The sequence below is a fragment of the Acidovorax sp. JMULE5 genome (assembly GCF_013376875.1).
GTDB classification, from domain to species: domain Bacteria; phylum Pseudomonadota; class Gammaproteobacteria; order Burkholderiales; family Burkholderiaceae_C; genus Acidovorax; species Acidovorax facilis.
The window spans coordinates 1,095,158-1,109,345 of record NZ_CP035951.1 but is presented as its reverse complement, the minus strand read 5'-3'; the positions used below and the strand labels follow the sequence as shown (position 1 = coordinate 1,109,345).

Genomic DNA, 14,188 nt, shown 5'->3' with positions numbered 1-14,188 from the left:
GCATGAGTGCAATGCAGGTCCGTCTGGCAACTGAAGCTGACCACGGCGCCGTCAAAGCTCTGTACAGAGAACTGCGGCCTCAGGACCCTGAGGTGGACAGTGATGCGTCCTTGGCGCATTTTCGTGTCGTGTTGCAGTCTCCGCAGGCGCGCCTCGTCGTTGCGCTTTGCGAAGGCGAAGTCGGTGCCACCTGCATGCTGGCTTCGATCCCCAATTTCGCGAGTGCAGGAATGCCCATCGGTGTCATTGAGCACGTGATTACGGGCGAGCGCTTTCGTCGCCGGGGGCTGGCACTTGCTGCTCTGGAGTTCGCTCTGGATGCAGCTTGGACAATGAATTGCTGCAAGGTATTTCTTCTCTCGGGTGCTCAGCGCGAGCAAGCGCACCGACTCTATGAATCTGCCGGCTTTGTTGGCAACCAGGAATTGGGCTTCGTCCAGAAGAACCCCAGGGCGGTCCGCCATGACTGAGCAATCTGATCTTTTTTCGGCTCCAGCGCCCGCAGATCAAGCGCAGCCAGCTATCAAAATCAAAGCACTGCGCGACCAGCTCAACCACTGGGCGCACCAGTACTACGTGCTGGACGCACCCACGGTGCCCGATGCCGAATACGACCGTGTGTTCCGCGAGTTGCAGGCGCTGGAGGCCGCGCACCCCGACCTCATCACCCCCGATTCGCCCACGCAGCGCGTGATTGGTGCGGTGATGGAGGGCTTGGCATCGGTGCGCCACGCGGTGCCCATGCTCAGCATCCACACCGAAACCGACACCGAGGCCACCGGCGCGCAGGCGTTTGATGCCCGCGTGCGGCGCGAGCTGGGCCTGTCGGAATCTGACCCTGCCATCGAATACGTGGCCGAGCCCAAGTTCGACGGCCTGGCCATGAGCTTGCGCTACGAAAACGGCCGTCTGGTGCAAGCCGCTACGCGCGGTGATGGTGAGGTGGGCGAGGACGTGACGCACAACATCCGCACGATCCGGCAGATACCCCTCACGCTGCCTGGCGGTGTACCGCCGCTGCTCGAAGTACGTGGCGAGGTCTACATGCGCCGCGCAGACTTTGATGCTCTCAACGAGCGCCAGCGGGAGCAGGGCGGCAAGACCTTTGTGAACCCACGCAACGCCGCAGCGGGTGCTGTGCGCCAGCTCGACTCTGGCATCACCGCCCAGCGTCCCTTGAGCTTTTTTGCCTATGGCCTGGGCGCCATCACGCCGCCCGGCGATGGCGGGCCGGTGTTCCGCACGCACTACGAGATGCTGCAGACGCTGAAGTCATGGGGTTTTCCCGTTGCAGCGCAGGTGCAGATTGCGGTAGGTGCTACTGAATTGGTAGCATTTCACCAGCAGGTGGGAGCCAGCCGCGATGCGCTGCCGTACGACATCGACGGTGTGGTCTACAAGGTCAATTCCCTGCAGTTGCAGCGCGACCTGGGCTTCAAGACCCGCGAGCCGCGCTGGGCCGTGGCGCACAAGTACCCGGCGCAGGAGATGGCCACCAGGATCGAAGGCATCGACGTGCAGGTGGGCCGCACCGGCAAGATCACGCCCGTGGCGCGCCTCGCCCCCGTGTTTGTGGGCGGGGTAACCGTCACCAACGCTACGCTGCACAACCTGTTCGAGATCCGCAAGAAGGGCGTGCGCGTGGGCGACACGGTCATCGTGCGGCGCGCGGGCGATGTGATTCCCGAGGTGGTGGGCGTGATGCCGGGCAAGCGCACGGGGTATGTGCCCAACTTCCGCATGCCCGCAGCCTGCCCCGTGTGCGGTAGCGATGTGGTCCGCGAAAAGGGCGAAGCCAACCACCGCTGCACGGGTGGCCTGTTCTGCGCCGCACAGCGCAAGGAGGCCATCCTGCACTTCGCCGCGCGCCGCGCCATGGACATCGAAGGCCTGGGCGACAAGCTGGTGGACCAGCTGGTGGACGCCAACGTGATCCGTACGCTGCCCGACCTGTACCGGCTGGGCCTCACGTCGCTCATCGCGCTGGAGCGCATGGCCGAGAAGTCGGCCCAGAACGTGCTGGCTGCGCTCGAAAAATCCAAGCAGACCACCTTGCCGCGCTTCCTGTTCGGTCTGGGGCTGCGCCATGTGGGCGAGGCCACGGCCAAGGACCTCGCTCGGCACTTTGGCACGCTGGACGCCATCATGGATGCGAGCGTGGAGCAGTTGCTGGAGGTGAACGATGTGGGCCCCGTGGTGGCACAGAGCCTGCACACCTTCTTCCAGCAGCCGCACAACCGGGAGGTGGTCGAGCAACTGCGCGCCTGCGGCGTGACCTGGCCCGAAGGCCCGGTGGCCGAGCGTGCCCCGCAGATCCTGGCGGGTAAAACCGTGGTGCTGACCGGCACCTTGCCCACCCTGAGCCGCGACGCGGCCAAGGACATGCTGGAAGCCGCTGGCGCCAAGGTGGCCGGTTCGGTCAGCAAGAAGACCAGCTATGTGGTGGCGGGCGCCGAGGCCGGCAGCAAATTGGCCAAGGCCGAAGAGCTTGGCGTGCCCGTGCTGGACGAAGCCGGCATGCTGGCCCTGCTGTCGGGCACAGGCGCCTGAAGCAATCTCCCCTTTCTCTGAGTTTTTGATGCGCACATTGCTGCTTTCCTTTCAGGCCCGCGCGGCGGCCCTGTTCCGCTGGCTGGCCGGCCTGTTCGCCTGGATACCCCGCCCGCTGCGCCGCGCGCTGATGTGGGGAGCCCTGGCCGTGCCTGCCGCCGTGCTGGTCTACACGCTGGTGCTGATCCCGTTCACCCCCTCCATCAGTGACATCCGCAAGGCCAAAAGCGAGCTGCCCGCGCAGCTCATGTCGGTGGACGGCAAGCTGCTGGCCGAATACCGCTGGGCCAACCGCGAATGGGTGGAGCTGAGCCAGATATCGCCCAACGTGGTGAACGCCCTCATCGCCACCGAAGACCACCGTTTTTACGACCACTTTGGTCTGGATTGGCGGCGCACGGCATCGTCGGTGGTGCACACGCTGCGCGGGGACCCTCAGGGTGGCTCCACCATCACGCAGCAGCTGGCACGCAACCTGTTTCCGGAGGAGATCGGGCGCTCGCGCGTGTTCCCGCAGGCCCTCACGCGCAAGCTCAAGGAGGCGATCACCGCGCTCAAGATCGAGGCGTCGTACACCAAGGACGAGATCCTGGAGACTTACCTCAACACCGTGCCGTTCCTCTACAACGCCTACGGTATCGAGATGGCCGCGCGCACGTATTTCGACAAGTCGGCCGACAAGCTCAACGTGCTGGAAAGCGCCACGCTGATCGGCATGCTCAAGGGCACGGCCTACTACAACCCCGTGCTCAACCCCGAGCGTGCCCAGGCACGGCGCAACACCGTGCTGTCGCAAATGGTCAAGCGCGGCAAGCTCGAAGAAAAGCAGCTGGAGGCCCTGCAAAAACGCCCGCTGCGCGTCAATTTCGAGCGCCAGACCGAGGTCATGGGCCCGGCGCCCCACTTTGCGATGCAGCTGCGCAAGCAGCTCATCGAGTGGGCCGACAGCCATGGCTACAACCTGTATGCCGATGGCCTGGTGATCCGCACCACCATCGACTCGCGCCTGCAGGCCATTGCCAACCAGGCCGTGGCGCGCCAAGGGCGCCAGCTGCAGGGCGTGGCCGATACCGCCTGGTCCCAGCGCAATGGCTGGGGCCCGAAGAGCGAGCTGGTGCAGACGCTGGTGCGCGAAAGCCCCGAATACCGCAACGCCGTGGACAAGGGCCAGGCCCCGGAAGAGGCATTGCAGGCGCTGCTGGATGACACCGCTTTCCTGCAGAAACTGCGCGCCGAGAAGACGCGCGTGCAGGCCGGTTTTCTGGCGCAGGACCCGGTCACCGGCCATGTGCTGGCGTGGGTGGGCAGCCGCGACTTTGCGCAAGACCCGTTCGACCATGTGCAGGCGGCGCGGCGCCAGCCTGGCTCCACGTTCAAGCCCTTTGTGTATGGCGCGGCGTTTGCCAGTGGCGCGTCGCCCAGCGATACGCTGATGGACGGGCCCGTAGAAATCCCCCTGGGCGGAGGCCGCGTCTGGCGCCCTACCGATGGTGGCCCGCCCAGCGACCAGCCCATGACGCTGGCCGATGGTCTGGCGTTTTCCAAGAACACCATCACCGCACAGGTCATGCAGCAGGTGGGCCCGGCCCGCGTGGCCGAGGTGGCCCGGGCCCTGGGGGTGCGCCAGTCGCCGCTGGAAGAGGTGCCATCTCTGGCGCTCGGCACCAGCCCGGTCACCCTGAAGGAAATGGTGACGGCCTACAGCTCCATCGCCAATCTGGGCCGCTATGTGGAGCCCGTGCTGATTACCCGCATCGAGGACCGCCACGGCAAGGTACTGGAGACTTTTGCGCCGTCTGCCCCCGAAACGGTTTTCGAGCCACGCGCCGCGCAGACCTTGCGCAACACCATGCGCGGCGCCATCGACCGGGGCACGGCCACCGCAATCCGCACCCGCTATGGCATCCAGGCCGATGTGGCGGGCAAGACCGGCACCACGCAGGACAACACCGACGGCTGGTTCATCCTGATGCACGCGCGCGTTGTGGCCGGTGCCTGGGCGGGTTTCAACGACGGCCGCATCACGCTGCGCAGCGATGCGTGGGGGCAGGGGGCGCGCAGCGCGTTGCCCATGGTGGGCGAGTTCATGCAGCAGGCCATTCGCACCAGGGCGATCAACGGGAATGACCGCTTTGTAGACGAGTTTGTGGATACCCCCCCGCCACCGGCGGATGGATCACTGGGCGCGATGCGGGAATGGATCCGGGGCCTGTTCGGAGGGGATGCGCAATCTCCCTCTGCACCGGCCCCCTGGCCCGGCACTCCGTCACGGCCCAGCGGTGATGGGCTGCCACCGGTCACCACGGACCCTGCTGGTTCGTCCCGGCCGCCTGTGCCGGCCGAGGAGCGGGTGGGCGGGTAGGTGCGAAGCGGCGGGGTGGGCCTGCGCAACCCCACGCCACCGAAGCGTTGCACAAAGCTGCCAACTTTGACGTTGTAGGACGGCGTCGCCAGTCACTCCATGGTGCGGCTGGCGCTTGGCTTATGCGCGTAACCGAACAGACCCTTCACGGTGGGGCCCGCACATTGGCCCATGCAGTCGTTGTTGTACTGCATGCAACGCCAAAGGACTCACCATGAAAACGATTACCACCACCTTGCTTGTGCTGGCTACCCTCACCCTGGGCGCCTGCACAGGCCCCATGGGCCCCCCGGGAGCGCAGGGCAATACGGGCAATACGGGATATACCGGCAAGACCGGTGACACCGGCTATACCGGCGCCACCGGAGCCACGGGCAACCAGGGAACCACGGGTTACACAGGGGCTACGGGCAGCATGGGGTCCACAGGGGCCACAGGCGGGCAGGGCAGCACGGGTGCTACCGGCATGCAAGGCGCCACGGGCTACCAGGGGGATACAGGTGCCACGGGTGCCAAGGGCAACACCGGCAACACTGGAAGCAAGGGCAACACCGGTAATACCGGAACCTCGGGCGATGGCAGTACCGTCATCGTCATACCCGCCAAGCCGTGACACGGCGCGCTCGGCAGCTGACGGCCCGCGACCGGCGATGTGTCGGACGGGCGGAAATCAGACCACCGTGCCAGGCCACACAATGGCCTGCGCCACGATCACGGTCTGGCCGTTGAACGTGGCGGCGGGGGATCCGTACAACCGGTAGCCCAGTGCCAGCGCGTCGCTGACACGGCGGCAAAAGCTGGCGTCATCAGGGCCTGTGAGCAAGCGGTAGGCTGGCAGGCCATCGGGAGGTGTGCTGGCCGGGGCAGGGGACGTGGGGGTGGTAGTGGCAGTCATCCCACGGCCTATTCGATGTCAATGAAGTGCATACCCATGGCGCCCGCCTTGCGGTCGGCAAAGTAGCATTCCAACGTTTCCTTCACGGTGCGGAAGGCCAGCTCATCCCAAGGCACCTCGTCTTCGGCAAACAGACGCGCCTCGATGGTCTCGTAGCCGGGGTTGAACTGGTCGCTCAGCAGCGTGGCGCGGTAAAACAGGTGTACCTGGCCCACTCGGCGCACATTCAGCAGACTGAACAGCGGGCCCATTTCAATCTGGGCGCCAGCCTCTTCGTCCGTTTCTCGCGCGGCGCCCTGGGCCGTGGTTTCGTCTAGCTCCATGAAGCCTGCGGGCAGGGTCCACTTGCCCCAGCGGGGTTCGATGTTGCGCTTGCACAGCAGGATGCGGCCATCGGGCAGTGCGGGCACCGTGCCCACCACGTTGAGCGGGTTCTCGTAGTGCACCGTGTTGCAGACGGGGCACACCGCGCGCTGTTTGGTGTCGCCGTCGTCCGGCAGGCGGTAGACCACGGCGGTGCCACAGGCGCGGCAGTGTTTGATGGGGCTGCGGAAGGTCATCGGTGGATTTTTCGAATCAAATAGGCTGCCAGCGCTTTTTCTATAAGCGCAAGCAGCTATGAAAAGCATAGTGCGGAGGCTGTGCGTCCGGGCTGGGGCCGCGCGGCGCCCAGGCCGGGGCGTTACACCACGCTCAGCCGCAGCGTGCCCAGGCCTTCGACACCACCCTCCAGTACATCGCCGCGCACCACGGCGCCCACGCCTTCGGGGGTGCCGGTGTAGATCAGGTCGCCGGGCTGCAGCTCCCACGCGGCCGAAAGGTGTTCGATGGTTTCGGCAATGTTCCAGATCAGCTGCGCCACACTGCTGCGCTGCTTGTCCGCTCCGTTGACCTGCAGCCAGATGGTCGCCTTGGCAACGTCGCCAGCCTGCGCGGCCGGGGTGATGGGGCCAATGGGCGCGCTGGCATCAAAGCCCTTGCCGATGCACCAGGGGCGGCCCTGTTTTTTCATGTCGTTTTGCAGGTCGCGGCGCGTCATGTCCAGGCCCACGGCATAGCCGTAGATGTGTGCCAATGCGTCGGCGGCCTTGATGTTTTTGCCACCTTTGCCGATGGCCACGACCAGTTCGATCTCGTGGTGCAGGTTGGCGGTAAGGCTGGGGTAGGGCAGCTGGCCCGTTTCGCCCGCGTTGACCACCACGATGGCATCGGCGGGCTTCATGAAGAAGAACGGTGGCTCGCGGCCGGTGAAGCCCATTTCCTTGGCATGCTCTTCGTAATTGCGGCCCACGCAATAAATGCGGTGCACGGGAAAGCGGTCGCCGCTGCCCACCACGGGCACGCTGGCCACGGGGGCGGGAGAAAACACGTAGCTCATGTCTGCCTCTCGAATTTCTGGGTTCAATGGAAATGAATGGTTGCCGGACGGCGCGGATGCCAGGGCAGGGACTGTGTCGCAAAAACCCCGGGGTAGACCCTGCGCGGCCTCGGTGTGGCAGTGTGCCATGGGCGCGGGCCGCCTGCTGGGGGGCGCTACACTCGCGCCCATGGCAAAGAGCTTCGATTTCCACAACACGCCAGGCCACCTGGTGCGCCGTGCCCACCAGCGAACCGTGGCGCTTTTCATGGAAGAGACTGCGGGGTTTGACGTGACGCCGGTGCAGTTCGCCATCCTGCACGAGCTGCTGGCACGGCCCGGTGAAGACCAGGTCACGCTGGCGTCCCGCGTGGCGTTCGACGCTGCCACATCGGGCTCGGTGATTGGTCGGCTCGAAAAACGCGGCTGGATCCGCCGCGAGCCCGACACCCGCGACCGCCGCCGCAAACTGCTGTGGATCACCCCTGAGGGCGAGGTTGCCGCGCTACAGATGCGTGATGCCGCCCAGCGTGTGCAGGAGCGGCTGATGGCGCCACTCAACGCGCAGGAGCGCGTCGATCTGATGTCCATCCTGTCCAAGGTTGTCTACAACCACCAGGACCCGGCAGGGGCCTCGGGCGCCTGACGGACCCGGGCGGCCCCGAGGCTTGCCCATTCAGCGCCCGCTGTAGTGTGGGGCCCCCACTGCCACGCTTTGAAACGTCCCCTTTCACAACGTATTTTCTGCATGCAGCTCTACAACTACTTCCGTTCCTCCGCCTCGTTCCGCGTGCGCATCGCGCTGCAGATCAAGGGATTGCCTTACGACTACGTCCCTGTGCACCTCGTCAAGGGTGAGCACCAGGCCCCCGCGTACGCCAGCCGAATCGGCGATGCGCTGGTACCCACGCTGGTGACCGATGACGGAGCGGCGCTGTCCCAGTCGATGGCCATCATCGAATACCTGGAGGAAACCCACCCCACCCCCGCGCTGCTGCCTGCCACGCCCCTGGAGCGGGCACACGTGCGTGCGCTGGCGCAGATGGTGGCGTGCGAAATCCATCCCATCAACAACCTGCGCGTCCTCAAGTACCTGGTGCGCGAGCTGAAGGTGGAAGAGGAGGCCAAGAACGCTTGGTACCGCCACTGGGTGCGCAGCGGGCTGGAGGCCTTTGAGCGCCAGCTGGCACTGCTGGCGCAAGAGCGTTCGGCCCAGGGTCTGCCCGCCTCTGCGCTGTGCTGGGGCGACACCCCCACGCTGGCCGATTGCTGTCTGGTGCCGCAAATCTTCAACGGCCAGCGTTTCAACGTGGACCTGGGTGGCCTGCCACTCACGATGGGGGCATTCAAAGCCTGCATGGCGTTGCCCGCCTTCCAGAAGGCCCAGCCGTCCGCCTGCCCGGACAACGAAGCTTGAGCTCGCACCACGGACCTCTGCCAGAGGCCGACTGCCTGGTGCCCGACTGGCCTGCGCCGCCAGGCGTGCACGCCCTGTGCACCACACGCGCTGGGGGCGTGAGCCTTCCGCCCTATGACAGCCTGAACCTGGGGACCCACGTGGGCGACAACCCCGCAGCTGTGCTGACCAACCGCCTGAGGCTGCACGCCACCGTCAATGCCGTTGCGGGCGGCACTCGGCCGGTGTTTTTGAACCAGGTGCATGGCGATGGCGTGGTGCACCTGGATGGCAACACCCCCGATGGCATCGACGTCGATGCCTGCCTGGCCACGGCGCCCGGTGTGGTCTGCACCGTCATGGTGGCCGACTGCCTGCCCGTGCTGTTGGCCCACCGCTCAGGCCAGGTGGTGGCAGCGGCGCATGCCGGCTGGCGCGGGCTGGCAGGAACGGGCGGGCAGGGGGTATTGGAATCCGTTTTTAAGCGTTTTGAGGCCCTGGCGCCCAATGGTAAAGCGCTAACAGCTATAAAAATAGGAGCAAGCAATTCAACCCCAATGCTCGCCCAGGAAATGCTGGCCTGGCTGGGGCCCTGCATTGGCCCCCAGGCCTTCGAGGTGGGGGCCGAAGTGCGCGCGGCGTTCTGCGACAGCAACCCAGCCATGCAATCGTGCTTTGTGCCTGGCGGCGTGGCGAGGGGTAAATACCTGTGCGATTTGGCCGGGCTGGCGCGGTTGCGGTTGCAGGCGCTGGGCGTCACGCACATTCACGGCAACAACAGCACACCGCCCTGGTGCACCGTGACCAACGCCTCAAGGTTCTTTTCGCACCGCCGCGACAGCGGGCCCCTCGGCGCGAGCGGGCGCTTCGCTGCCTGCATCTGGCGCAGCTGATGCAGCCAATGCAGCCAATGCAGCCGGTGCAAGTTGTGCCGGGTTGGCAGCGGCCGCAGCGGCTTGTTCGGCATCGTAGGCAGCCTGTTCTGCGGCCTCTCGGGCCTTGATCGCGCGCTTGCGTGAAGGCGTGCCAAGGATGTACACCAGAATGCCCATGGGCAGCAGCCCATACAGCGCAAAAGTGATGACGGCACCCAGCACGGTGCCGTTGGAGCTGGTGGCTTCGGCCACTGCCATCATGAGAGTGACGTAGGTCCAGGCGATGACGATGAGGTACATTGTTTTGTGTTCAGTGCAAACGTTGAATCCGTTGCCACGGGCAAAGGGGTCGGCAACAATGAACCCGGAAGACAAACACCAGTAGCACTTGCGCAAATCGGGATGTGACGCGGGTCTCTCGCGTCGGGGCGAACCCGGTGCATGAGCCCTGTTTTGCGATAGTCATGACAAAAATGCGTTGCCGCTGCGAGCGACCAATCACTGAGGAAAGAGCATGAATTCTGAATCACCCTGGGCCGAGAGCGCCGAGCAGTTCCAGAAGATTTTCGGGCAAAGCTGGTCGCAGGCGCTGCAGTCGTTCCAGAAGCTGGACATGGGCACCCAGGTTCCTGCAGCACCACCCCTGAAATTTTCGCCCACCAAGCTGCAGTCCCTGCAGCAGCAGTACCTGAAAGACGCGCAGGAACTCTGGGCCCAGGGCCTGCAGGGAACCCCCGAAGTCAAGGACCGCCGCTTCTCCGGCGAGGGCTGGGCCAGCAACCCCGTTGCTGCGTTCTCAGCCGCAGCCTACCTGCTCAATGCCCGCACGCTCATGGGGCTGGCCGACGCGGTGGAGTCCGACGAAAAGACCAAGGCCCGCATCCGCTTTGGCGTGGAACAGTGGATGGCTGCCATGGCGCCCAGCAACTTCCTGGCCTTCAACGCCGAAGCACAGAAAAAAGCCATCGATACCAAGGGGGAGAGCATTGCCAAAGGCATGCAGAACCTGCTGCACGACATCACACAGGGCCATGTGTCGATGACCGACGAAAGCCTGTTCGAGGTGGGGCGCAACGTAGCCACTACCGAAGGCGCGGTGGTGTACGAGAACGAACTGTTCCAGTTGCTCGAATACAAGCCGCTGACCGCCAAGGTGTACGAGCGGCCCTTCCTGCTCGTGCCGCCGTGCATCAACAAGTTCTACATCCTCGACCTGCAGCCCGAGAACTCGCTGATCCGCTACGCCGTGGAGCAAGGCCACCGGACCTTTGTGGTCAGCTGGCGCAACCCTGACGACAGCCTCGCCCACAAGACCTGGGACGATTACGTGGAAGACGGCGCCATGGCCGCCATCGACGTGGTGCAGAACATCACGGGCGCCGACCAGATCAATGCGCTGGGTTTTTGCGTAGGCGGCACCATCCTGAGCAATGCCCTGGCCGTGCTGGCCGCGCGCGGCGATGAGCCCGTGGCCAGCGCCACTTTCCTCACCACGCTGATCGACTTCACGGACACCGGCATCCTCGACGTTTTCATCGACGAGGCTTTCGTGAAGTTCCGCGAGATGCAGATGGGTAAGGGCGGCCTCATGAAGGGGCAGGACCTGGCCTCGACCTTCAGCTTTCTGCGCCCCAATGACCTCGTGTGGAACTACGTGGTGGGCAACTACCTCAAGGGCGAAACGCCGCCCCCGTTCGACCTGCTGTACTGGAACAGCGACAGCACCAACCTGCCGGGTCCGTTTTACGCGTGGTACCTGCGCAATTTCTACCTTGAAAACAACCTCGTCCAACCGGGCAAGCTCACCGTGTGTGGCGAGAAGATGGATTTGGGCAACCTCGACCTGCCCGTGTACATCTACGGCTCACGCGAGGACCACATCGTGCCCATCAATGCTGCCTATGCCTCCACGCAGGTGCTGCCCGGCAAGAAACGGTTTGTGATGGGGGCCTCGGGGCACATAGCGGGCGTCATCAACCCGCCTGCCAAAGGCAAGCGCAGCCACTGGATTCGCGCCGACGGCAAGCTGCCCGCCACGCTCGACCAATGGCTCCAAGGCGCGACCGAGCACCCCGGCAGTTGGTGGACCGACTGGTCTGGTTGGCTCAAGGGCCACGCGGGCAAGCAGATTGCAGCGCCCAAGGGCTATGGCAAGGGCACCAAGTTCAAGGCCTTGGAGCCCGCCCCCGGCAGCTACGTTAAGCAGAAAGCCTGATACGCAAAAGTCCTGACCCGCTCTTGCTTTCTGCACCCCGAAAATTACCCAGCAACAACCTCCAACCACAAGGACATTCCATGGAAGACATCGTCATCGTTTCGGCTACCCGCACCGCTGTGGGCAAATTTGGTGGCGCACTGGCCAAGACGCCTGCGACCGAACTGGGCGCCATCGTGATCCGCGAAGCCATCGCGCGCGCGGGCCTGTCGTCCGACCAGATTGGTGAAGTCATCATGGGCCAGGTGCTGGCCGCTGGCGTGGGCCAGAACCCCGCCCGGCAGGCGTCGATGAAGGCCGGTGTGGCCAAGGAAACCCCTGCGCTCACGATCAATGCGGTGTGCGGCTCCGGCCTCAAGGCCGTGATGCTTGCCGCCCAGGCTGTGGCCTGGGGTGACAGCGAGATCGTCGTGGCTGGCGGCCAAGAGAGCATGAGCATGGCGCCCCACGTACTGCCCGGCTCGCGCGATGGCCAGCGCATGGGCGACTGGAAGCTCATCGACACCATGATCGTGGACGGCCTGTGGGACGTGTACAACCAGTACCACATGGGCATTACGGCGGAGAACGTTGCCAAGGCCTACGGCATCACCCGTGACATGCAGGACGCCCTGGCCCTGGGCAGTCAGCAAAAGGCCGCCGCAGCGCAAGATGCCGGCAAGTTCGTGGACGAAATCGTGGGTGTGAGCCTGGCGCAAAAGAAGGGCGACCCCATCCTTTTCAATGCGGATGAATACCTGAACCGCAAGACCAATGCCGAAGCGCTGGCAGGCCTGCGCCCCGCGTTTGACAAGGCGGGTAGCGTGACGGCGGGTAATGCATCCGGCCTGAACGATGGCGCTGCTGCCGTGGTGGTGATGAGCGCCAAGAAGGCGGCCGCCCTGGGTCTCAAGCCCCTGGCACGCATTGCGGCCTTCGGCACCAGTGGTCTGGACCCCGCCACCATGGGCATGGGCCCGGTGCCAGCGTCACGCAAGGCCCTGCAGCGCGCAGGCTGGAACGCTGCCGATGTGGACCTGTTCGAGCTGAACGAAGCCTTTGCCGCACAAGCCTGCGCGGTGAACAAGGAATTGGGGATTGACCCTGCCAAGGTGAACGTGAACGGCGGTGCCATCGCTATCGGCCACCCCATCGGCGCTTCCGGCTGCCGCATCCTGGTAACGCTGCTGCACGAAATGCAGCGTCGCGATGCCAAGAAGGGCTTGGCAGCGCTGTGTATTGGTGGCGGCATGGGCGTGTCCCTGGCCTTGGAGCGCTAGTAAGCCCCTGCGCTTGGCGGCACCTGCGGTTCAGCCGTTTCTCAGGTGCAAGGCCAAAAATCGAAGCCGCGTTACGACGCGGCTTTTTTATGTCTGGCTTCAGTGTGAACGTGTCGCCGCCGTGGTCCCACCTTAGCGCGCGCAGGTGGTTGCAAGATGTTTCTGTTGGGCCGTAGGAGGGCTGTGGCTTGCACCAAAACTGTGACTCTGCCGAGACACATAGCGCGTAAGGCGCATGACGCATGCCGATATGCCAAAAAGAAAAGGGCTTCAGTGTTTTCCTTCACGGCGGCGGTAGATTTCTTCGGTAGAGTGGCTGTTGAGCAAATCACCAACAAGGAGAAATCACATGAGCCAGAAAGTTGCATACGTCACCGGCGGCATGGGCGGCATCGGGACTGCCATTTGCCAGCGCCTGCACAAGGAGGGTTTCAAGGTCATCGCAGGTTGTGGCCCTACCCGTGACCATGCCAAGTGGCTGGCTGAGCAGAAAGCCCTGGGCTACACCTTCTATGCGTCGGTGGGCAATGTGGGCGACTGGGATTCCACGGTAGAAGCCTTTGGCAAGACCAAGGCCGAGCACGGCACCATCGACGTGCTGGTGAACAACGCCGGCATCACCCGCGACCGCATGTTCCTCAAGATGTCGCGCGAAGACTGGGACGCGGTGATTGAAACCAACCTCAACAGCATGTTCAACGTCACCAAGCAGGTGGTGGCCGACATGGTGGAAAAGGGCTGGGGCCGCATCATCAACATCAGTTCGGTGAATGGTGAGAAGGGCCAGGCGGGCCAGACCAACTACTCGGCGGCCAAGGCGGGCATGCATGGCTTTTCGATGGCCCTGGCGCAGGAGCTGGCCACCAAGGGCGTGACGGTCAATACGGTGAGCCCCGGCTACATCGGCACCGACATGGTCAAGGCGATCCGCCCCGATGTGCTCGAAAAGATCGTGGCCACGGTTCCCGTCAAGCGCCTCGGTGAACCTAGCGAAATCGCTTCCATCATCGCGTGGCTGGCTTCGGATGAGGGTGGCTACGCGACCGGTGCTGATTTCTCGGTCAACGGTGGCCTGCACATGGGTTGATGCCCGAAGGCTTGGAAAAACAAAAAACCCCGCAATGCGGGGTTTTTTGTTGGAGGAGCAAGAGGGAAGGGGCTGCCGGTTGTCTTGCTTCGAGGAGCCTATGAAATGGGCCATTCGGCAGAAACACAATCCGTACCTTGGTACGCTTTGTGCTTCGATTTTGAGGCTGGCATTGCATGGGCGCTTGAAGCG

General features: G+C 64.3%; 14 protein-coding genes. 10 read left to right on the top strand and 4 right to left on the bottom strand.

Annotated elements, in window-relative coordinates; genetic code table 11:
* The first annotated feature begins 2 nt into the window (after nucleotides 1-2).
* From EXV95_RS05045 to EXV95_RS05030, 4 genes are all read left to right on the top strand, one after another.
* A complete protein-coding gene (locus tag EXV95_RS05045) occupies nucleotides 3-470 on the top strand; it encodes a GNAT family N-acetyltransferase (RefSeq protein WP_121420235.1) in 468 nt (155 codons plus the stop codon).
* Nucleotides 463-2,550, top strand: coding sequence for an NAD-dependent DNA ligase LigA (gene ligA, locus EXV95_RS05040; RefSeq protein ID WP_176886046.1), 2,088 nt, complete (start codon nucleotides 463-465; stop codon nucleotides 2,548-2,550). Before EXV95_RS05045 ends, ligA begins: the two co-directional genes overlap by 8 nt.
* 28 nt (nucleotides 2,551-2,578) lie before the next feature.
* Nucleotides 2,579-4,912, top strand: a complete 2,334-nt coding sequence (locus tag EXV95_RS05035) for a penicillin-binding protein 1A (protein ID WP_176886045.1) — start codon at nucleotides 2,579-2,581, stop codon at nucleotides 4,910-4,912.
* Nucleotides 4,913-5,126: 214 nt separating this feature from the next.
* Nucleotides 5,127-5,525 carry a collagen-like protein gene (locus EXV95_RS05030; RefSeq protein WP_176886044.1) on the top strand — a complete coding sequence of 133 codons (399 nt, stop codon included), beginning with the start codon at nucleotides 5,127-5,129 and terminating at the stop codon, nucleotides 5,523-5,525.
* A 57-nt stretch (nucleotides 5,526-5,582) separates the two neighbouring features.
* Here EXV95_RS05030 and EXV95_RS05025 read toward each other — a convergent pair whose 3' ends face one another.
* From EXV95_RS05025 to EXV95_RS05015, 3 genes are all read right to left on the bottom strand, one after another.
* Nucleotides 5,583-5,807: a DUF1737 domain-containing protein gene (locus tag EXV95_RS05025; RefSeq protein ID WP_176886043.1), complete on the bottom strand. Its 225-nt coding sequence runs from the start codon at nucleotides 5,805-5,807 to the stop codon at nucleotides 5,583-5,585.
* Between the two features lie 8 nt (nucleotides 5,808-5,815).
* Nucleotides 5,816-6,367 carry an NUDIX hydrolase gene (locus EXV95_RS05020; RefSeq protein WP_055397838.1) on the bottom strand — a complete coding sequence of 184 codons (552 nt, stop codon included), beginning with the start codon at nucleotides 6,365-6,367 and terminating at the stop codon, nucleotides 5,816-5,818.
* 122 nt (nucleotides 6,368-6,489) lie between these two features.
* Entirely contained in the window at nucleotides 6,490-7,185 is a 696-nt protein-coding gene (locus tag EXV95_RS05015; protein WP_176886042.1) for a fumarylacetoacetate hydrolase family protein, read from the bottom strand.
* Between the two features lie 169 nt (nucleotides 7,186-7,354).
* On the opposite strand from EXV95_RS05015, the gene EXV95_RS05010 reads away from it, so the two are divergent.
* From EXV95_RS05010 to pgeF, 3 genes are all read left to right on the top strand, one after another.
* Nucleotides 7,355-7,810, top strand: coding sequence for a MarR family winged helix-turn-helix transcriptional regulator (locus EXV95_RS05010; protein ID WP_176886041.1), 456 nt, complete (start codon nucleotides 7,355-7,357; stop codon nucleotides 7,808-7,810).
* Between the two features lie 102 nt (nucleotides 7,811-7,912).
* On the top strand, nucleotides 7,913-8,581 hold the full coding sequence (gene maiA / locus EXV95_RS05005) for a maleylacetoacetate isomerase (RefSeq protein WP_176886040.1): 669 nt from the start codon (nucleotides 7,913-7,915) through the stop codon (nucleotides 8,579-8,581).
* On the top strand, nucleotides 8,578-9,453 hold the full coding sequence (pgeF, locus tag EXV95_RS05000) for a peptidoglycan editing factor PgeF (protein WP_176886039.1): 876 nt from the start codon (nucleotides 8,578-8,580) through the stop codon (nucleotides 9,451-9,453). Before maiA ends, pgeF begins: the two co-directional genes overlap by 4 nt.
* Here the strand turns inward: pgeF and EXV95_RS04995 are convergent.
* Nucleotides 9,373-9,735 carry a hypothetical protein gene (locus tag EXV95_RS04995; protein ID WP_176886038.1) on the bottom strand — a complete coding sequence of 121 codons (363 nt, stop codon included), beginning with the start codon at nucleotides 9,733-9,735 and terminating at the stop codon, nucleotides 9,373-9,375. The genes pgeF and EXV95_RS04995 overlap by 81 nt on opposite strands.
* 214 nt (nucleotides 9,736-9,949) lie before the next feature.
* Between EXV95_RS04995 and EXV95_RS04990 the strand changes: the two genes are divergently transcribed.
* From EXV95_RS04990 to phbB, 3 genes are all read left to right on the top strand, one after another.
* Complete coding sequence (locus EXV95_RS04990; RefSeq protein ID WP_176886037.1) at nucleotides 9,950-11,650, top strand: alpha/beta hydrolase; 1,701 nt, start codon at nucleotides 9,950-9,952, stop codon at nucleotides 11,648-11,650.
* Nucleotides 11,651-11,730: 80 nt separating this feature from the next.
* Nucleotides 11,731-12,909, top strand: coding sequence for an acetyl-CoA C-acetyltransferase (locus EXV95_RS04985; protein WP_055397845.1), 1,179 nt, complete (start codon nucleotides 11,731-11,733; stop codon nucleotides 12,907-12,909).
* 349 nt (nucleotides 12,910-13,258) lie between these two features.
* Nucleotides 13,259-13,996, top strand: coding sequence for an acetoacetyl-CoA reductase (phbB, locus tag EXV95_RS04980; protein WP_121420225.1), 738 nt, complete (start codon nucleotides 13,259-13,261; stop codon nucleotides 13,994-13,996).
* Nucleotides 13,997-14,188 lie beyond the last annotated feature (192 nt).